19 protein-coding genes and 1 tRNA gene are annotated in these 17,499 nt (G+C 59.3%); 11 read left to right on the top strand and 9 right to left on the bottom strand.

The genetic code is table 11. The annotated features are described in order from the left end of the window. Positions 1-3: 3 nt before the first annotated feature. The gene (locus CIT37_RS21665; RefSeq protein WP_109866607.1) at positions 4-360 is read left to right on the top strand and encodes a hypothetical protein; all 357 of its coding nucleotides are present in this window, start codon (positions 4-6) and stop codon (positions 358-360) included. Positions 361-666: 306 nt separating this feature from the next. On the opposite strand, the gene CIT37_RS21660 is transcribed toward CIT37_RS21665, so the two are convergent. Beyond that, entirely contained in the window at positions 667-855 is a 189-nt protein-coding gene (locus CIT37_RS21660; protein ID WP_095424208.1) for a hypothetical protein, read from the bottom strand. 446 nt (positions 856-1,301) lie between these two features. Here CIT37_RS21660 and CIT37_RS21655 point away from each other — a divergent pair, with 446 nt between their 5' ends. Together CIT37_RS21655 and CIT37_RS21650 are read left to right on the top strand one after the other, a co-directional pair. Next, positions 1,302-1,847, top strand: coding sequence for a Crp/Fnr family transcriptional regulator (locus CIT37_RS21655; protein ID WP_244611258.1), 546 nt, complete (start codon positions 1,302-1,304; stop codon positions 1,845-1,847). Further along, the gene (locus CIT37_RS21650; protein ID WP_244611257.1) at positions 1,820-2,002 is read left to right on the top strand and encodes a helix-turn-helix domain-containing protein; all 183 of its coding nucleotides are present in this window, start codon (positions 1,820-1,822) and stop codon (positions 2,000-2,002) included. The genes CIT37_RS21655 and CIT37_RS21650 overlap by 28 nt, the downstream gene beginning before the upstream one ends. Positions 2,003-2,627: 625 nt before the next feature. Here CIT37_RS21650 and CIT37_RS21645 read toward each other — a convergent pair. Beyond that, the gene (locus tag CIT37_RS21645) at positions 2,628-3,311 is read right to left on the bottom strand and encodes a recombinase family protein (RefSeq protein WP_095424205.1); all 684 of its coding nucleotides are present in this window, start codon (positions 3,309-3,311) and stop codon (positions 2,628-2,630) included. Between the two features lie 138 nt (positions 3,312-3,449). On the opposite strand from CIT37_RS21645, the gene CIT37_RS21640 reads away from it, so the two are divergent. Then, positions 3,450-4,025 (top strand): hypothetical protein, encoded by a 576-nt coding sequence (locus CIT37_RS21640; protein ID WP_095424204.1) that lies wholly within the window; start codon positions 3,450-3,452, stop codon positions 4,023-4,025. Positions 4,026-4,287: 262 nt separating this feature from the next. On the opposite strand, the gene CIT37_RS21635 is transcribed toward CIT37_RS21640, so the two are convergent. Genes CIT37_RS21635 through CIT37_RS21615 form a run of 5 tightly spaced genes read right to left on the bottom strand, consistent with a single transcriptional unit; the run spans position 4,288 to position 11,197 of the window. Further along, positions 4,288-4,620 carry a M48 metallopeptidase family protein gene (locus CIT37_RS21635; protein WP_095424203.1) on the bottom strand — a complete coding sequence of 111 codons (333 nt, stop codon included), beginning with the start codon at positions 4,618-4,620 and terminating at the stop codon, positions 4,288-4,290. Next, complete coding sequence (locus CIT37_RS21630; protein ID WP_095424202.1) at positions 4,617-7,550, bottom strand: type I restriction endonuclease subunit R; 2,934 nt, start codon at positions 7,548-7,550, stop codon at positions 4,617-4,619. Before CIT37_RS21630 ends, CIT37_RS21635 begins: the two co-directional genes overlap by 4 nt. Continuing rightward, the gene (locus CIT37_RS21625; protein ID WP_095424201.1) at positions 7,547-8,170 is read right to left on the bottom strand and encodes a hypothetical protein; all 624 of its coding nucleotides are present in this window, start codon (positions 8,168-8,170) and stop codon (positions 7,547-7,549) included. The genes CIT37_RS21630 and CIT37_RS21625 overlap by 4 nt, the downstream gene beginning before the upstream one ends. Continuing rightward, positions 8,167-9,378, bottom strand: coding sequence for a restriction endonuclease subunit S (locus CIT37_RS21620; RefSeq protein WP_095424200.1), 1,212 nt, complete (start codon positions 9,376-9,378; stop codon positions 8,167-8,169). The genes CIT37_RS21625 and CIT37_RS21620 overlap by 4 nt, the downstream gene beginning before the upstream one ends. Further along, entirely contained in the window at positions 9,371-11,197 is a 1,827-nt protein-coding gene (locus CIT37_RS21615) for an N-6 DNA methylase (RefSeq protein WP_244611256.1), read from the bottom strand. Before CIT37_RS21615 ends, CIT37_RS21620 begins: the two co-directional genes overlap by 8 nt. A gap of 87 nt (positions 11,198-11,284) precedes the next feature. Here CIT37_RS21615 and darT point away from each other — a divergent pair, with 87 nt between their 5' ends. The 4 genes from darT (at position 11,285) to CIT37_RS21595 (ending at position 15,439) form a co-directional block, all read left to right on the top strand. After that, entirely contained in the window at positions 11,285-11,956 is a 672-nt protein-coding gene (gene darT, locus CIT37_RS21610) for a type II toxin-antitoxin system toxin DNA ADP-ribosyl transferase DarT (RefSeq protein ID WP_244611255.1), read from the top strand. A gap of 10 nt (positions 11,957-11,966) precedes the next feature. Next, positions 11,967-13,004, top strand: coding sequence for a type II toxin-antitoxin system antitoxin DNA ADP-ribosyl glycohydrolase DarG (gene darG / locus CIT37_RS21605; RefSeq protein WP_095424197.1), 1,038 nt, complete (start codon positions 11,967-11,969; stop codon positions 13,002-13,004). Positions 13,005-13,836: 832 nt separating this feature from the next. Then, complete coding sequence (locus CIT37_RS21600; RefSeq protein WP_152036344.1) at positions 13,837-14,091, top strand: hypothetical protein; 255 nt, start codon at positions 13,837-13,839, stop codon at positions 14,089-14,091. 256 nt (positions 14,092-14,347) lie between these two features. Further along, positions 14,348-15,439, top strand: coding sequence for a tyrosine-type recombinase/integrase (locus tag CIT37_RS21595; protein WP_095424194.1), 1,092 nt, complete (start codon positions 14,348-14,350; stop codon positions 15,437-15,439). A gap of 9 nt (positions 15,440-15,448) precedes the next feature. On the opposite strand, the gene CIT37_RS21590 is transcribed toward CIT37_RS21595, so the two are convergent. Then, positions 15,449-15,523, bottom strand: a tRNA-Glu gene (locus CIT37_RS21590). Between the two features lie 225 nt (positions 15,524-15,748). Here CIT37_RS21590 and CIT37_RS21585 point away from each other — a divergent pair. Genes CIT37_RS21585 through CIT37_RS21575 form a run of 3 tightly spaced genes read left to right on the top strand, consistent with a single transcriptional unit; the run spans position 15,749 to position 16,479 of the window. Continuing rightward, positions 15,749-16,003 (top strand): PilZ domain-containing protein, encoded by a 255-nt coding sequence (locus tag CIT37_RS21585; protein ID WP_095424193.1) that lies wholly within the window; start codon positions 15,749-15,751, stop codon positions 16,001-16,003. Between the two features lie 56 nt (positions 16,004-16,059). Next, positions 16,060-16,305 (top strand): hypothetical protein, encoded by a 246-nt coding sequence (locus tag CIT37_RS21580; RefSeq protein WP_095424192.1) that lies wholly within the window; start codon positions 16,060-16,062, stop codon positions 16,303-16,305. Positions 16,306-16,311: 6 nt separating this feature from the next. Next, a complete protein-coding gene (locus CIT37_RS21575) occupies positions 16,312-16,479 on the top strand; it encodes a hypothetical protein (protein ID WP_085967565.1) in 168 nt (55 codons plus the stop codon). Between the two features lie 124 nt (positions 16,480-16,603). Here the strand turns inward: CIT37_RS21575 and CIT37_RS21570 are convergent, their stop codons facing one another. Continuing rightward, the gene (locus CIT37_RS21570; RefSeq protein ID WP_038970231.1) at positions 16,604-17,242 is read right to left on the bottom strand and encodes a glutathione S-transferase family protein; all 639 of its coding nucleotides are present in this window, start codon (positions 17,240-17,242) and stop codon (positions 16,604-16,606) included. Positions 17,243-17,499: the final 257 nt, after the last annotated feature.

Below are 17,499 nucleotides of genomic sequence, written 5' to 3'. Positions count from 1 at the left end.
GATATGCGGTTCAAATCTGAACAACACTTTAGAATGGCGGACCGGTTGAGTTGCCAATCAATCAATGAGCTAAATCCCAAAAAAAGAGAGAGGCTGGAGGCAATGGCGCGGGTCTTCCGAAGGCTCGCCGTGAACGCTTACATGGCAACTGATGCCGACATGAAGCGGCGAGAATGGAGCAAGTTCAATGTGGACACTACCTTAATTGGCCTCATCGATCCGCCTTCGCCATGGGACTCATTAGAGGAGTGGCAGGCGTATGCAGCGGAGCTCGACGAAATGCCTCCGTCGAAGCTAGTGAGGCCGCTTTTGGAGCGGGCGGAAGAGACCATAGTGAGAAAGAAGCTGGGGCTGCTTTGATTGAGGCGCCGGGGTCGCCTCCCATCGATGTCTGCTAGCTGCGGCAGAGCGGACCGGATTTGCTCATTCTGAGTTCTTCCGTGCTTGACCCAGAGCGGACATACTACCGCCCCATAGGCGCTATCCCAGCGGCAGTGCGACGATGTACAGCCCCGGCGATTGACAATCGTCAATGACACCTGAGCCCAGAACACGCACGTTGAGAATCTTGGTGGTTTCCTGCCTGATCCCCGGTGCACTGGGAGTACCGAGGCCACTGGGGCTCCGGCGCTTCGGCGTCGGAGTTCCCCTAGTCCCATGTCAAACTTAGTTTTTGGGTAGTGGTCGAATTGTCCCGACGAACTCGCCCTCGGCATCGTGAACGGTTACGACCCGGCCTGTTTGCTGCGTGATGAGCCGAGCCAGCGCCAGCGCTTCGGCCTCGTCAGCGAGATCGACCGCGAACATAGAGACGGCCGCGCCTGACCCGACGATGATGACCTTTGGGCGGTTCATTTGGGCTGCTGCAAGCCGGGAGAGCGCAACCAGTCGTTCATGCGCGAGGCAGTTTCGGCTTGCCTCGCTCGCCGCAAGAGCAGATCGCGAGCCAAGCTGCCTGGTGGCTCCCTTTCAGCGGCTTCCTTGAAACGCCTCGCTTCCTCCGAAAGTCGTTCTTCAAACGTCAGTGTGTGTTTTACGCGACGCCTTTTTGCGGTCATGGGAACCCCGCTGTCGATGTATCGGACTGCCCGAGAAGATTAGAAACGGGGCGAAATCCGTCTGTATTGTGCCCGACATAGCGCCGAAATTGCCGGGAGGGGCCGAACCGCCCCGCGCTCGCACAATTGGAACAATGTCCGTCCTGACGGATTGGTTCCCATCACTGACAGACGGCCCCAAGCCGCAGGCGTCAGTGGCTGAGAGACCGTAGCGCTCCCGCCTGTAAGCAGGGAGTGCGGTCCATGGCGGAACTGTCCAATCGTATATTGGAGGCGTTGTCGACGTCTGACGCCGCAACGCTTCGGCCCCACTTGAGGAGCTTGCAGCTTCCACAGAAGAAGATTCTCTATGAAACGGGCGAGCCTATTGCCCTCGTCTATTTCCCGACAGGCGCCGTAATCTCTTTAGTGATCAATCTGAGTTCCGGCATCTCTGTGGAAGCAGCCATGGTCGGCCGAGACGGTGTCCTGGGCGCATCCGCAGCATTGGCCGGCAAGAAGTCCCTAAACCGGGCGATCGTGCAACTGGCGGGCAGCTGCTTAGTCTGCGACATCGGTAACGTTGCGTCGACGGCGCTGCAAAGTGCGAATATGATCTCGACGCTGATCCGTCATGAGCAAGCGATGTTTACGCAGGCCCAGCAGTCAGCCGCCTGCATGTCGTCCCACACGGTCGAGGCGAGGCTCTGCCGCTGGCTACTAAGAGCAAGGGACTTATCGGGAAGCGATATGCTGGACTTCACCAAGAGTTCTTGGCCGAAATGCTCGGCGCGCAGCGGACGACCGTGACGCTTGCTGCGCAAACTTTGCAAGAAGCTGGTTTGATCGAATATAGGCGAGGAAAGATCCGGATCATCGACCATGATCGCATGAAAGAAGCAGTCTGCGAGTGCTATCAGGCGGTAAAGGACGTCTATGCAGAAATACAGCCGCGCGACCCATGACCGTTCCCTCGGTAGCGGCTGGTGTTGGCCCGTCTGCGAAGTTAGGCCGCACCTGACATAGGCGCGCTCATTAAGTTAGAGCGAACCAAGTATACTCAACCTGAGCGGACCTTTGATCGTTCTTTTAGTATTGGGGATGGAACTGACAAGAGGTCGGGAAAGACATCGGTTAGGAATAATGCCCGGGACGTGCTAGGCGGGTAGCATCACCGCCCGGTAAGCGGCCTCTATCGGTGACTGAGAGACACCTGTGCTCCCGCCCTTAGCGGAGCGCACTATGTGCATCAGGTGTGACGAAGTCGATCTCAGGATAGCTCAGTACGAAAGGTTGCGCTCGGCCGCAACTGATCCCTTGGCTATCGAGCTGCTCAAAATAGTCATTAATGATTTTCTAAACGAAAAGACGGCGCTTCATCGGGACGGCAAGCCCACGACGCTGCTTGGTGAGTTAGACTAAGTGGTCAATTCTTGTCGCCTTCTGGCCCAGGGCTGACTTCTGGTCAGCACGCGACAAGGTCGGCTTCTGGGAGACTAACCGACCTACGCTGATGTGGCCCACAGGGGCGGCTTGTGACCCTTCGCTGTTATGCGGCGTGAGCGTACATCGCCTATGGGTGGAGGCCGCCTAGCTAGAGACCATGGAAGCAATCGAGGATGCTGAAAATCTCGCTCCGCGTTCGTTGGTGAAGCCCATTCTGGCGAGTTCATCGGCGACCTCACGCAATGAGCGCTGGTGGCCCTTCGGCGACCGCCGCCGTAGACGCTTTGCTGTGGCAACCAGTTCTGGACTGAGCTCGGCCCAGCTCTTCCGGCCCTCGACCTTTCCGACCGCCTCACGCTTGCGCTGGCGCGCGGCGCGAAGCTTCGCCACCGTGGTTGCCTTCTCGAACTGCGCTATGGCACCCAGAACTTGGCGCACTAACACCGCCGTTGGTGTGTCCTCGATGAAGAAGTCTGGCGAGCTCGCGGGAATCAGCGTGATACCGAGGCTGCGGAGATGATCATGACCGGCGAGTTGGACTGCCAAGTCTCGCGCAAAGCGATCCGGGCTTTCGACCAGGATGGTCCTGACACCGTTGCCGGCGATGCGGTCGAGCATCGCCGCAAAACCGGGCCGCTCTGCAATCGGGTCTGCACCGCTGACCGCCGCATCGTAGAACTCGCCGACGAGCTCGTACCCGTTCGAATCGGCGAAGCTTCCTATTGCAGCGCGTTGTCGGCGATCACTGTCCTTGTCAGTACCAACGTTCGCGGCTGACGAAGTGCGTAGATATGCAACTGCTTCCACCCTTTTTACATTGCGTCTCATCTAGTTAGATCTCACTTCTGTACAGATTTCTTGAGAATACTGGACAGAAGTGCTGCCTGTCAAGAAGTTACCTAAACCCCTTGTTTATTTTTTGAGGTAAGTTATGTTACCTTCAAATATAAACTAAGGAGAATTCAAATGAACAAAAAAGAAATGCTGCCCCGGGTCCATAACATCTTGGGGCGTCGCTATGGGGCGTTGAAATCCCTCTCTGGGCAAGGAGTGCTGGCAGGGGAGCGACTGGAGCTCACGGTCGATCGAAAGTCGGTCCGATGCGTCATCAAGGCGAGTACGGGAGGCCGCATCTCATTTGGCAAGCGGGACGACGGAACATGGAGCGGCTTGGACGATAGCGATTTCGTCGTGGTCGTGGGTCCGATGTCCTCAGGCGACGACACAATGATCGTCAGCATGTTCGATCAGGCCACCATGAAGGCGGCGTTCGACGCCAACCAGGCCGCTCACGAAGAGGCGGGTATCGGCCATTTGCCGAACTGGATCGCGCTGTACCATGAAGAGGGGCGCGGTCCCCGAGGTGTCGGAGATGGTTTCGGGGCGCAGGCGCTCTGGAGTGAACCGCTCGATCCTGGGGCCTCTCCGCCGGCGCCCTCGACGAAATCGATCCGGGCACTTACCATCATGGAGGCGAAGGCAGGACTGGCAAAAACTTTTGGCGTCCCGCCGGAGGCGGTCGAAATCACTATCCGTGGCTAATCCTGCTCAGCGCCCCGGCCTCGGTGACGATCGCTCTTTCTCTAGAAATGCGGCGTTGGTGCGTGACACCGTCCGACGGTGTCGTGCAGGTCGAAACGACCTTGACGATGCGGTTCATCAATCTCCTGCGCCTGCGCAAGTAACCTCATGCGCCGCATCGCTCAACATCCTCGCCTGACTCTTGAGCTTGCGCGGCCAAGAGGCAAGCATGAAGTGCACGCGATCGACCGTCGCCAGAGCCGAGCACAACCCAATGACCGGTCTAAGTTGGGCGAATTTGCTTGCGCCGATAGATGTCCTGTTGACGCCACTTGGGAACGTTCGCGGTCATTAGAGCCTTGAATAATCTTCCGTGATTAGGAACCTTCAGATGCAGTAGTTCATGCACCACGACGAAATCTTGAAAATCTGCGCTCTCGCCATCGAGGTCAATTGCTAGCGTGATCGTACCCGTGGAGGAGCACGATCCCCATTTGTGGGTCATACGCTGCACGCGCACGGTCTTGGGCATTACCCGCAGCTTGACCGCCCACACATCCACTCGTCGCTTCAGCCTCGCGGACGATGTGAGCGACCCGTTCGTCGGCCACTTCATCGCGTTACGATCTCGACGATCAAATCGACAATCTTGGAGCGAGCCTCGCGTTCGACTCCGAGTAACGGCCGGTAGAGGGCTGCCCGGAACTGCCTCTGCTCGTCCGCATTGACTTGGGCATTCGGGAAACGAGTCATCAGCTTCTCGGCCTCCTTGCCAAGGTCCAAGGGTGCAACGCCGCCTTTCTTGAGCGCGTCATCGTCCTTGAGCGCCCAGTATATGCCGAAGGCTTTCGCCGAAAGTCCGGTCTCCTTGGCAGCCCTTGCCGCGGCATCCTTCTCGGCAGCAAGTGCCGCCAGCAAGTCCATTGCCGCGAGGCCGGTCGTCTTTCGGCTTTCCATGTCTTTCAGGATGCGCTCGGCACGATCCTTAAGCGGTTGCAGAACGGGCGCGGCATTCGAGTCGTCGTCGATCTCTTTTTGCAGCCCGCGCACTAGGTTGAAGACCTTGCCCTCATCCAGTCCCTTTTCCCCACGCATGGCTTCCAGCGTCTTCAGGTCGAAGGTCACGCTCTTAGTCAGGTTGCCGAGCCCGCTCTGCGTGGCGCTTTCCTCGACGAGGCGCTTGGTCTTATAGGCGAGGTCGGCGACGAAGCCGATCTTCTCGGCATAGGCGTTGCGCACGGCGGCATAGAGCTGCGCCAGGTGTTTGAACGTCACGATGTGATCTCGGAGCTCTGGCGACGGGGACAAGATTTCCCAAAGGGCCTCGATCTCCTTGTAAGCTTCGAAGAATGCCTTGCGCGTCTCCGGTTCGAGGAAGCGCCCATAGACGATGCGCTCCAGTTTTTCATCGGCGTCGCCGCCTTCATCGACGTCAAGATAGTCCTTTTCGGCCCTGGCGATTTTGTCCAGGAAATCCTTGAGAAGAAGATCGAGGTCCTCGATCACGCCGCTCACATCGGACGAATCGAACTTCAGCGCTTTCTTGAGTTCGCGCAGCACACCGACGAAGTCCACCACGAGACCAACGCGCTTCTGGATGCCTTGAGGATCGACATAGGGACGGTTCACGCGCGCCACGGCTTGCAAAAGCACATGGTCACGCATTGGCTTGTCGAGGTAGAGACAATAAAGCAGCGGCGCGTCGTAACCAGTGAGCAGCTTGTCCGTGACGATCAGTATTTTCGGATCCTGACCTGACTTTTTGAACAAAAGGCGCACATCGGCTTCGCGCTCGTCGCTCACCTGGAGTTCATGGACCAGCGGTCGATCGACAATATCCGACGCGTTCTCGGTGTAGATCGGCACGCTCCATTCGGCAGGCAACAGCTTGTCCAGCGCCTTCTTGTATTTGGCGCATGCCTCGCGGTTCACACCGACCAGAAATGCCTTGTAACCGAGCGGCAGGACGTTCTCTTTGAAATGCTCGGCGACGTAGGCGGCCACCTTCTCGATGCGGTCGTCAGCCGTGAGGAAGGTGCGAAGGCCGACGGCGCGGTCCAGCGCCTTGTTGAGCTCGTCGATGTCGGTCACGCCTTCGGCTTCGGCCAGCTCGAAAAACTCCTTGTCGAGCCGTTCGGCCGGCACGGTCATCTCACTCGGCGCCATGACGTGCTTGATCGGAAGGGTTGTTTCGTCTTCGATGGACTCGGCGATCGAATACTTGTCGAGGTAGCCGCGCTCGTCGTCTTTTCCAAAGATCTTGAATGTGCCTTCGCCCTGTTCGGTCTTGGCGATCGGCGTGCCGGTGAAGCCGATGATCGTGGCGTTTGGCACCGAAGCCATGAGGTAGGTGCCGAGGTCCTTGGCGACCGAGCGATGGGCCTCGTCGATGAAAACGTAGATGTTGTCGCGGGTGTTACTGTCCCTATCGACGCCTTCGAACTTGTGGATCATCGACAGGATCAAGCCCCGCTTGTCGCTCTTAAGCAAGTCCTGCAATGCGGCCTTGGTGTTGGCCCGCCAGGTCGCGATGTCCTGTTTCTGCATCTCGCCGAGCAGTCTCTCGACCCAACCTTTCATCTGACCTTCAAGCTCGGTGCGATCGACCACCAGGATCACCGTCGCGTTCTTGAAGCGCTCCTTTTGCTCCAAAATCAGGCGGGCAGCCGTGAGCAGGGTGAAGGTCTTGCCCGAGCCTTGGGTATGCCAGACAAGACCGCGATCCTTGGTGTGATCGGCGCAACGTTCGATCACTGTGTCGATGGCACGGCGCTGATGCTGGCGCAGCACAGATTTTTTTGTCTCGCTGTCCTCGATGTAGAACAGAATCCAGTGCTGGAGCGTTCGCAGAAAGTCGGTGCGCTCGAAAAAGGCTTGCACAGCGAAGCGATAGGCTTCATCGGGCGCCTGCTTCCAGCGGGCGAGGAACCGGCGATTGGCATTCCAGGTGACACCGTACCAGTAATCGAGCAGATGTGTGACGTTGAAAAGCTGCGGGGAGCCGATCAGTTCCGGCGTCTCCATCTCGTAGCGCCGCAACTGCTTGATGGCGCGCTCGATGGCGTCGCCGTCTTTGGGATTCTTATGCTCGACAATGCAGACCGGCACGCCATTGACGAGAAACATCACGTCGGCGCGGTTGCCCTTGCGGGCCGGCGGCTTGAGAGCCCACTCCCATGAGACGTGAAAGGCGTTGGCGTCGGGGTGCTCAAAATCGATCAGCGTCACCCGGCGATGGCGTTTTTCGTCCTCGTCGTACCATTGCCGCTCGCCACGTAGCCACGACAGCATCTCGCGGTTGCCCTCGATCGTTGGCGGAATGGCGTCGAGCGTTTCGATGACCGAACGGATGGCATCCTTGGTCATCCACGGGTTGAACTCGGCGAGCTTCGCCTCCAGTTCGTCGCGCAGCAGCATTCCGGCCTCGCCGCCGCGCTTCTGCTTGGCGACTTCGGGGGTGATAGACGTCCAGCCGATCTCGACAGCGTGCTTCACCATCGGGAATTGAACGGTGCCGGCTTCGCTGATCTTGAGAGGCTTTTTCATGCCGCGACCTCCTTGATCGAAGCGGCGTCGTTACCGAAGTGGCCATCGCGCCGATGCGGCTCACTGTGCCGAATGGCGTCGCAATAAAGCTTCGCCAATTGTATACCGATCCGGCGCAAATCGGCTTCGAGAAGGGTGATGCTTCCGTCCCATGCAATCTTTCGGTTTTTGAATTCCGCGCACGAGAAAGTGAAGCCAACCAGCAGACTGCCGTTATTGAACGGCTCGACGTTGCGCGCATCGCCGTGAGCGGTGGCGTCACGCAGATTGATAAGAAAGCGCGCTGCTGTGTGGGCCTCAAACCCCCGTGGCATGGGGACTGGAACGCCCAACGCTCCTACGCGCTCGATCCGCCCGGTCGGGGCGACATGAAGGCGCCAGGGATCGGCACTGATCGAATCACCTTCCAGCCTCTTGAACAGACTAGATGCCTCCTTGTCGTCCTTGCTGACGACTTCATGCGACTTGATGCGCACTCGCTGCATCACCCAGCAAAGGACCGACGTGAAGAGCGCATAGGTCTGCGTTACGTTGAAGGTCTGATGCGGCGGCTCCTCAAGCATCAGCCGCAAGCGGCCGACCATCGCCCATTCAACGTGATCCTTGGTGATCTCGGTCATGCGGCAACCTCCGCGACCTTGGACAAATCGAGCGCGGACAGATCGAGGTCGCCGACCTGGATTTCGCCGGTCACCAGCTTGTGCAGGAGCGATTTGAAAAGCTCGTCGAGCACGGCGCGCTTGCGCCTGTGCAGTCCAATCTTACGGTCGATGGCGTCGATAGCGCCGACAATTTCTTGCTGTTCTGCTACATCGATCGGGTAGGCAATCTGAAAGGCACGAACAATATCGAGATTCAGGTTCTGCTGCTGCCCCCCATGCGCAAGCTGGCGCAAATCCTCATAGCGGCTCGTAAGAAAATGATACAGATACTTAGTGAGAATAGCGTCGTCGCGAGGATTCATCGCCGCACAAGCTTGATTGCAAGCGGCATCGATTCCAAGGATCGCAACCTTTCCCCGCGTGACGCCCTGTCCGTACATCGCGAGCAATAGCGTTCCCGCAGGCAAGAGCTTCGCAGCGGAGTTATTCAAACCCTCATCCGTAATGTGCTCCTCGGTAAACTCGATAACGCAATAGTTGACCTCAGTGGTCTTCACCCATGGGATCACGCCACCCGTCCAATAGGAAGGGTTGCCGCGCGATGGTGTCCCGCCCGAGACCGCAGAAAAGTGTGTGTCGAGCGGTTCAATCTTCCAGCTCTCCGGTACCAGGCCGATTTCAGTTTCCTTCTCCGGCTCGCCGCGAAGCCCCCGCGTGAACAGCGTCCGCATCGCCGCGCGTTTGCACCGATCCCATGCCGCCAGTTCTTCATCTTGAAGGTTTAGCGTGCCTTCGACCGCCTTCAACACGCGCCCGATATCGTTCTGCTCGGGCCTCGACGGCACCGAGATTTCTTTTTCTTTCAGGGCTTTGAAATGACGATTGTACCCGCGGGTAGGAAGATCGAGAGCCCGGAGCGCATAGTAGAAAAAGAGCGGATCAATGTCCGGCTTTGGCTTGAGCACCTGAGTCCCATCCGCTCCTCGAACGAACGGAAAATCCACAAACTTGAAGGCCCGTGTGTGGTCGCCAAAAACAACGACCGGCAAATTCTGGGCTATTAGCCCGCTCTCGTCATCCGTCCAGCCAGCAATGAGGGATTGTCCCTGATCGATGATCGGGTGACGCCCAGACGGGTGATAGTCTCGCGTTTGGAGCTTTGGAATAGCCGCGAGAGGGAGTCGAACAAGGCAGTCTTCGACAGTCTCAGTCCTCCACTTAGCCATTCGTCGCCTCCTTGGCGAGCGGCCCCAGAGCTTTAAGGACATCGCCAGTCAGCGATGCGTCCAGCTGGTGGAGGCGCTCAAGTTCCTGCAGAAGCACAGGGATTGAGCCGTGCTCGACATCTCCATTCTGCTGAATCCACCGGCTGGGGCTGAGGTTGTAGTCGGCTTCCTCAGCCTGCTCGCGCGTAATGATCGCAACCTCGCCTTCTACCGGCTCGCCTTTAAGGAACGCCGCGGCTAATGGCCGAATATCATCCTCTGGAACATAATTCTTCGGCTTGCCCTTCTTCACTCGCCGGCTGGCGTTGAGAAGAACGATCTTGTCCCTGCGCGGGGCCGGTTTGCGCTTGCTGAGCAGCACGATCACGCCAGCGGCGCTGGTGTTATAGAAAAGGTTGTCGGGCAAGAGGATCACGCCGTCGATCAGGTCGCGATCAACGAACCATTTGCGAATATTGCGCTCCTTGTCCTCGTTCTTTGAACCCGAGCCGCGCGTCACCGCGCCGGTGTCGAGCACCACGGCGGCGCGACCGTGCTCGTTGAGGCAGGCAAGCGTGTGCTGGAGCCACGCCCAATCGCCCTTGCCGGTGGTGATGCCGCCCGCCGTGCGGAAGCGGTCGAATGGATCATTAGCGAACACGTCCGGATTGAAAGGCTGATTCCACATCGGATTGGCGACGACGATGTCGTGGGTTTTCACCCTGCCGTCGGCCGTGCGGAATTTCGGGTTGATCATCGTGTCGCCGCGGGCGATCTCGATCTCCATGTCATGGATAATGCCGTTCATCTGCGCGACGGCGTAGCTTTCGGCCTGAAGTTCTTGGCCGGTGAGTCTGAGCGGCACCTTGCTGGTCGGATCGAGCTCGCGGGCTACCAATTGCAGCTTCACCAGGAGGCCAGCGGAGCCGCAGGCATAGTCGTGGCAATCCTCGCCCGGGCGCGGTCGCATCATGTGGGCCATCAGGAAACCGACCTCGGTCGGCGTGAAGAACTCGCCCGCGCTCTGCCCCGAACCTTCCGCGAATTTCCGCAGCAAGTATTCATAGGCGCGGCCGAGGAAATCCGGTTGAACGTCGGAAAGGCCCAGGCGGTAGCGGGCGTCCGAAAACGTCTCGATAACGGCGCGCAATTTGGCCGGGTTGACGTCGCGCTCGCCGTTGCGCTCGGCGGCGAAATCGACCACGTCGATGACGCCCGACAGCGAAGGGTTCTGTTTCACGACGGCGCGCACCGCCTTGGTCAGGTGCTCGCCAATGTCCTTGGGTTTCGTGCTCTCGCCTTTGTCGTCGAGAGACCAATCGTAGCTCTTGCGACCGCTGATGACTCCCCATCTGGCTTCGGGCGGCAGATAGAAGCGGAGCAAGGAATGATCGCTTTCGGCGATCTCAAGCGCGGTTTCCTCGTCGCCATATTCCTCAGCGAGTCGCGTGATCTCGTCGTCGAATACGTCCGACAGGCGCTTCAGGAACAGGAGCGGCAGTAAATAGTCTTTGAACTTGGCGGCGTCCTTCTCGCCCCGAATGGAGCAGGCTGCATCCCAGAGCATCTGCTCCATGGGTTTAGTGGAAGGTGCGGCTCCGGCAACGCCGCTTCCGCGGCGACGACGAGTTACCGCCGCGGCTCCCTCAACAGCGGTGGCTGGCTCGGTCTCGGAAAGAATGTCGGCCTCGCGTGCAAGGGCGGCAATGACCTCGCGGGCGGCCTTTTGCGGCTCATTTGAGCCGCCCTCCCATCGGTTCACCGTTGCGAATGAAACGCCTAAACGCTCAGCGAGCTGTTCCTGAGTAAGATCGAGCTTGGCGCGAATTGCACGAAGCATCGAAGGAATCGTTTGCCTGTTTGTCATGTTTGCTATATTTGCCATAAAGCAAACTAGCGTCAAGGCGGTTATGTCTTAGGAGCGACAGTGACCTATCGGAACCCCACGCTCATCTTTCACATGACGGCTATACCCAACCTGGCAGCTATTGCCGGGGCCGGGCACCTGCTATCGAAAACACTTGTTTCGCAGGCAGGGTGCCAAGCCGCTAATATTGCTTATCAAAACATCCAAGGTCGGCGGGCCGGCCGCCAGGTTACCTTAGCCCCGAACGGAATCCTGCACGACTACGTTCCATTCTACTTCGCACCGCGGTCGCCGATGCTCTTGACCATCAACAGCGGCAACGTTCCAAACTGTCCTTTTCGCCAAGACGATATCGTTTACCTTGTTTCTGATGCGCAACGGGTAGCCCAGCTTGGCCTACCCTACGTATTCACCGACCTTCACGCTGCCCTCCATTACGCCCGGTTTTTCGGATCGCTGGCGGATCTCAAGGAAATCGCGTGGGACCTCTTCTATGAAGATCCTCAGCTAGAGGGTTATTGCCAATTTTGGAACAGCCGCCATTCGCCGACGAAGTACGCTCAGCGTAAGGAGATCCGGCAGGCGGAATTCCTTGTCCATGAACGCTTCCCGCTTGCCGCCATCACCCAAATCGGGGTACGGAATGCGAACATGGAGGTGCGGGTTCGTACCGCACTGGGGGGAACTACCTGGCAGCCTCAAGTCGTTGTGCATCCAGGTTGGTACTATTGATAGGCAGCAAATGACCGTAAAGATCGCTGAGGGCGACCTGCTCGAACAGCGCGTCGACGCGATCGTGAACACCGTCAACACGGTCGGTGTTATGGGAAAAGGCATTGCCCTCCAGTTTCGACGCAAGTGGCCTGCAAATTTCAAGGCGTACGAAGCAGCTTGCAAACGGAAGGAAGTAGTCCCTTGCAAGATGTTCGTGTTCGACAATGGCCGCCTTGTTGAGCCCAAATACATCATCAATTTTCCAACAAAACGCCACTGGCGTCAGCTGTCGCGCATGTCCGACATTGAGTGCGGTTTGGTTGATTTGATCGCGCAAGTGAAGGCCCTCAACATCAAGTCGATCGCGATTCCGCCGCTGGGTTGCGGGAATGGCGGCCTTGAGTGGTCAGACGTTAGGCCCTTGATTGAATCAGCGTTTGAAGGGCTCCCGGAGGTCGAGGTCAAGTTGTTTGCACCGACAGCTCGCGAAGGAGTCCGAGAGCTCGTCCCTGAGGCCAATACGCCTAAAATGACTCCGGGCCGAGCGGCGATCGTCAAGCTCCTATCGATTTATCGGGAAATGATGTACCCGCTGACTCAGATCGAGGTACAGAAACTAGCCTATTTTCTGCAAACGGCCGGACAGAACCTGGGAACGCTGAGATTCGAAAAGAACAAGTTCGGTCCCTACGCGCCAGCTCTTCGTCATGTGCTCACGAAAATGGACGGAGCTTTCTTGACGGGGGTTGGTGATGGAACGAAGCCATCCGAGATAATGGTTTTAGCACCGGCGCTCGACGAAGCTGAGAAGCTGCTTGTTGAGAACGCTGACGATCAGACTGGCGCGCGAGTAGAGCGCATCAGCCGACTGATCGATGGGTTCGAAACACCCTACGGAATGGAGCTATTAGCAACTGTTCATTGGACCGCCAGCGAAAAGTCCGACGCCAGCTTTGATGAGATTGTGAAAGCTGTCCAAGGGTGGAACGAGCGAAAGCGTCAGATCATGCCGCCAGCCCATATCAGAGCGGCTTACGATCGCTTGATTGTCGAAAAGTGGCTCTAATCGCCGGGTGCGCAGCGATCAAGGCGCCGGCGCGCGGGTTGTCCTGGATCTCTTTCGGCTATTGAAAAGGATGCGGTGCTCAGGTGAGCAATATTCGGAATGGGCGCGCCGCCCTGAGCCAGGGCCAACCTCGAACAACGAGCCGCACCACGCGCAGGTCCTGAAGTGTTTGCCCCCCGATACCGCCAAGGCGAGCTGCCAAAGCATTCCGTTCAGAAGCGTATCGGGCCTGAAAACTGGCCGGAGCGATCCTCCCGCGGGGCCTAATGCTGATGACCCGAGGTCCAGATAGACTCTTCCCAGCCCCTCAGGCTCCAATAATCGTTCTATCCAGGCCATCGCCTCTTTGGAGGGTCGCTTTCTCCGATTTGTGTTCCATTGGAGGACCTCTCGAAAGCGCAGCGCTTGCTCAAGCAGGTCTTTGACTCTTTCCCCATCGGCTTGCTCCGGCAACAATTCGAAGGGTGGGTCCGCTTTTCTTCTGACAGGCTTGGGGGTTCTTTTGTGCTCCAACAATCCGTGGAGCTCTACGAACCGCAACAGCCTCTCCTCCGAATCTACTTGGGCGAAAGCAAGATAGGTTTGGCCGCCGGCCAAAGGATTTAACGGTACCGTCTTTTCGCTTCGCCCCAGGATATAGGCGCCTAATCGTCCAAACCTTTTTATCTCGTACCCCAGCACGTCCCGGCTCCACGTCAACTCACTTTCCAATGGCTCGGGAGGGATAGGGGGGAGGGCTGTCATGTGATGCTTTTGTAACGGTTTTGAGGATCTCACCAGGCGCACCGGCACGGCTTGAGTTATTCGGGCACGAGATAACACAGGTCGGCCCATGGCAAGCGAAGCACAAAATCGGACCTACTCAGTCATTCAGGCTGGAGCAATGGCTGGGCTGGGTCGTAATGCGAGCTACCGCGCCGCTAGTACGGGGCAGATGCCGACCATCAAGCTCGGCCGCAAACTGCGCGTGCCCGCCTTGCTTTGGCAAAGCATTCTGGATGGCCAGGTTGCGGCGGACACGAAACAATCCGCTCCTGCAAATCCGCTCATCCTCCAGGAACGGACGAACATCGAACCTGCGGGCTAGGCTGATGGGTCGTCAAGCCGCCCTTCCGCCTTCACTCCCGCCACGCCTGATCGGGCGCGACGCGGCCGCCGCGTACATCAGCGTTTCCCCGAATACCTTCGACAAGATGGTCGAAGAGGGGCGAATGCCTCGCCCGAGAGTTCTGGTGCAGAGGCGCCTTGCCTGGGATGTTCGGGAACTCGACGCCGCGGTAGACTCTCTACCTCATCGTGGCGAGGAAGAAACGATCGCCGCAGACCAGGGATGGGGCTGAGACATGCCGCGCAAGCTGCCACCGAACGTCGACCGAAATCACGTTAAGGGGAAAACCTATCTTTCGTTCAGGATCGGGAAGGGGGCCCGGATCCGGTTGCCCGATGATCCAACCACCCAGGAATTTCGCGATGCCTATGCCGCCGCCATGGCCGGTGAAACATCGAAGCCAACCATCAAGAAGGATGCTCCCGGCACGATCGGCGCTTTAATCGCGTCATATAGGGCGAGCGGCCAGTACACGGCACTGAGCGAGACGAGCAAGGACGGCTATACATCGCGGCTCGAACAAATCCGGGTCGACCATGGTCACCGTGCGGTGGCCGGTCTAACTCAAGACCGCATCCAAACCTTCATTCTCGATCCGTTGGCCGATCGTCCAGGCGCCGCCCTCGACACCCTTAAGAAGGTCCGGATACTGATCAAGCACGCGATCGGAAAGGGCTGGCTGAAACATGATCCGTCGCTCGGCATCAAGAGGCCGAAGGGGAAAGAGATCAGAGCGTGGACCGATGCTGAGCTCGCCGCCTATGAACGCCGCTGGGCGATCGGCACAAAGCAACGCACCGCCTACGCACTGATGCTGAATATGGGCACCGCCCGCATCGACACTCATCTTCTCACGTGGCACCAGGTTGACGACGGCGCCTGTTATCGCCGCCACAAGACCGGCGTGGCGGTCGACATGGCGATCAGCGAGGATCTGGAGAAAGCGCTCGCGGCAACACCGCGGAAGCACGTCTGCGTCCTCGTCACTGAATGGCGAAAGCCATTCACTGTCGACGGTTTCTCCGGGTTCATGCGCGATGCCATCCAGGCCGCCGGCATTACCGATCTAACCTGCCGGCCCCATGGTCTCCGCAAGACGCTCGGCCGTCTGCTTGCTGATGCTGGTTGCTCGGCCCACGACATCATGGCCGCGCTCGGCCACAAGACGCTCGCCGAGGCCGAGCGCTACACCCGCGAAGCCGACCGCAAGCGCGGTGGCAAGCGCGCCGTGGTGAAGCTGAACGAACATCGGGCGAACAAGTTTCCCCAAACCGCTTCCACGAGTTTGGGGAAAATCACGAAAAGTGAAAGGAAAACAACGCCGTGACGACACAGGTGGCGCTCCCTAGCGGAATCGAACCGCTCTCTCCACCGTGAAAGGGTGGCGTCCTAACCGATAGACGAAGGGAGCAAACGCAGGGCCCTGCCGTTATCCCCGGCACAGCCGCTGGCCGGCCGAGTCGAACCCGGCGGCTTGCAGCGGGCGAACGTATAGTGGCCTTTCTGGCTCCGGGCAAGCCGTCCGGGACCGGTCTTTTGTCCCCGGTGGACAGCGCCGGCCCCGGGGTGATCCGGAGGCGATTTCAACGGTTTCTTAGGGTTCCCTGAGTAGCGCTGGAGGGGGAGATCTTTGCCAATGCCACCGCCGAAAAAGCGCCCAGCCCGCAAGCTGCTGTCGCAGCATGCCTGGATCACCCTCGACGGTGGCTTCGCCGCGCGCCATTGTCTGGTCCAGGACATCTCGGATTCCGGCGCCAAGATCACGCTGGACGAGGACGCGAGCCAGCTCCCGGGCGTGATCCGGCTCGCCTTCGCGCGCGATGCACGCACCGGGCGGAGCTGCCAGGTGGTCTGGCGCCGCGGCAAATCAGCCGGCATCAAGTTCATCTGATCGCGGCCGCGGCCGCCCCGATGGCGCGCGGCGCCCGTCCGGGCTAGAAGGCCGCCATGCGCGTGTCGCTCCTCATCCTGATCCCGTTCTTCGCCACGTCCGCCGCCGCGGCGGAAGCCCTGCGTCTGCCGACTGCCGAGCAGCCGAAGGCAGGCTCGGCCGTGCCGCTGAAGGGTGCGGGCGGGAAGACACGAGCGGGCTCCTGCGCCACTTACGGCCCGCGCTTCGTCATGGTGGAGAGCACCGGGACCTGCGTGAAGATCGGCGGCTCGATCAGCATCGACACCACCGTGAGGCGCTAGAGGCCCATGCCAGTGGATCTGCTGCGCCTCGACCTCATCGTTCCCGTGCTGATGTATTGCGCGCTGCTGTGGTGGGTCGGCCGCGGCCTGAGCTGGACGGCGCGGCTGGCGACCGCGGTGGTGACCTTGGTGCTGATCGTCTGCGTGCTGCTGGTCGAGCGCGGCTGGCGCTGAGCCAAAACAAAAACGCGAAAACAACCCCATGCACAGTAGCGTCAAGTGCTGAGTTGGCGCCGGAGGATTGCGCCGAAGCGCGGATTCATCGCGCTCTCACCGCGGCTTATGCAGCCCTGCCGGCTCACGACATCGGCGGTGCGACATGCTGTGCAAATCCGGCCCGTTTGCCGAGCTCGGCGAGCCAGCGCGTCAGGTGCGGCTGTGCCGGCCGGGTGATGCCCTCGACGCCGAGCCATCGGCGGGCATAGGAGCCGAGCGCGATGTCCGCGAGCGTGAACGCATCGCCCTCGATGAAGCGGCGCGAGGAGAGCAGGCGGTCGGCGATCGCCCAGACCTCGGCGGCGGCATCGGCATCGCGCTGCACCTGGATCATGTCGCGCTCGGCGGGCGCCGTGCGCACGATGCCCCAGAACACCGGGCGGTCGACCGGCTGCACCGTCGACAGCGTCCAGTCGAGCCAGCGGTCGACCGATGCGCGGCTCTTCGGCGCCTCCGGGTAGATCGGCGTGCCGCTTCCATGCGCGAGGCAGAGATAGCGCATGATCGAGTTGGACTCCCACAGCACGAAGTCGCCCTCGGCCAGCGTCGGGATCCGCGCATTGGGGTTCATCGCGAGATAGTCGGCCTCGCGGGTCCGGCCGTAACTCATGCCGGCGTCGATACGCTCATAGGGCAAAGCGAGCTCAGTGAGGCACCACAGCACCTTCTGCACGTTGACCGAATTGGCGCGGCCCCAGATCGTCAGCTTGGTGTCAGGCATGGAGCGTCTCCCGCGGCGTTGTCGCTTGCCGCGGGTGATAGCGGAATTCGCCGTTCGGAGCGATGCGCGATTGCGGCGCGCCTCTCATGCAAAAAGCTCCGCCCGAGGCGGAGCTTTCGTTGCGAAACAAACCGGCAAGTTGAACCCGTCGCTCAGCGGCCGAAGAACAGCCACAACAGAATGATCACCGGGATCGGCACGCCAAGCATCCACAATAGAATTCCGCGTCCCATGATTTTCTCCTCCAATCGCATTGT

Source organism: Bradyrhizobium ottawaense, assembly GCF_002278135.3.
Lineage (GTDB): Bacteria > Pseudomonadota > Alphaproteobacteria > Rhizobiales > Xanthobacteraceae > Bradyrhizobium > Bradyrhizobium ottawaense.
Note: the sequence above shows the minus strand (reverse complement) of the source record. Positions and strands in the feature narration are given on the sequence as shown.

What these genes read in the sequence shown, in the direction of transcription:
- CIT37_RS21665 (WP_109866607.1), top strand. Translation starts at nt 4, where the DNA reads ATGCGGTTCAAATCTGAACAACACTTTAGAATGGCGGACCGGTTGAGT.
- CIT37_RS21660 (WP_095424208.1), bottom strand. Translation starts at nt 855, where the DNA reads ATGAACCGCCCAAAGGTCATCATCGTCGGGTCAGGCGCGGCCGTCTCT.
- CIT37_RS21655 (WP_244611258.1), top strand. Translation starts at nt 1,302, where the DNA reads ATGGCGGAACTGTCCAATCGTATATTGGAGGCGTTGTCGACGTCTGAC.
- CIT37_RS21650 (WP_244611257.1), top strand. Translation starts at nt 1,820, where the DNA reads ATGCTCGGCGCGCAGCGGACGACCGTGACGCTTGCTGCGCAAACTTTG.
- CIT37_RS21645 (WP_095424205.1), bottom strand. Translation starts at nt 3,311, where the DNA reads ATGAGACGCAATGTAAAAAGGGTGGAAGCAGTTGCATATCTACGCACT.
- CIT37_RS21640 (WP_095424204.1), top strand. Translation starts at nt 3,450, where the DNA reads ATGAACAAAAAAGAAATGCTGCCCCGGGTCCATAACATCTTGGGGCGT.
- CIT37_RS21635 (WP_095424203.1), bottom strand. Translation starts at nt 4,620, where the DNA reads ATGAAGTGGCCGACGAACGGGTCGCTCACATCGTCCGCGAGGCTGAAG.
- CIT37_RS21630 (WP_095424202.1), bottom strand. Translation starts at nt 7,550, where the DNA reads ATGAAAAAGCCTCTCAAGATCAGCGAAGCCGGCACCGTTCAATTCCCG.
- CIT37_RS21625 (WP_095424201.1), bottom strand. Translation starts at nt 8,170, where the DNA reads ATGACCGAGATCACCAAGGATCACGTTGAATGGGCGATGGTCGGCCGC.
- CIT37_RS21620 (WP_095424200.1), bottom strand. Translation starts at nt 9,378, where the DNA reads ATGGCTAAGTGGAGGACTGAGACTGTCGAAGACTGCCTTGTTCGACTC.
- CIT37_RS21615 (WP_244611256.1), bottom strand. Translation starts at nt 11,197, where the DNA reads ATGCTTCGTGCAATTCGCGCCAAGCTCGATCTTACTCAGGAACAGCTC.
- darG (WP_095424197.1), top strand. Translation starts at nt 11,967, where the DNA reads ATGACCGTAAAGATCGCTGAGGGCGACCTGCTCGAACAGCGCGTCGAC.
- CIT37_RS21600 (WP_152036344.1), top strand. Translation starts at nt 13,837, where the DNA reads ATGGCAAGCGAAGCACAAAATCGGACCTACTCAGTCATTCAGGCTGGA.
- CIT37_RS21595 (WP_095424194.1), top strand. Translation starts at nt 14,348, where the DNA reads ATGCCGCGCAAGCTGCCACCGAACGTCGACCGAAATCACGTTAAGGGG.
- CIT37_RS21585 (WP_095424193.1), top strand. Translation starts at nt 15,749, where the DNA reads ATGCCACCGCCGAAAAAGCGCCCAGCCCGCAAGCTGCTGTCGCAGCAT.
- CIT37_RS21580 (WP_095424192.1), top strand. Translation starts at nt 16,060, where the DNA reads ATGCGCGTGTCGCTCCTCATCCTGATCCCGTTCTTCGCCACGTCCGCC.
- CIT37_RS21575 (WP_085967565.1), top strand. Translation starts at nt 16,312, where the DNA reads ATGCCAGTGGATCTGCTGCGCCTCGACCTCATCGTTCCCGTGCTGATG.
- CIT37_RS21570 (WP_038970231.1), bottom strand. Translation starts at nt 17,242, where the DNA reads ATGCCTGACACCAAGCTGACGATCTGGGGCCGCGCCAATTCGGTCAAC.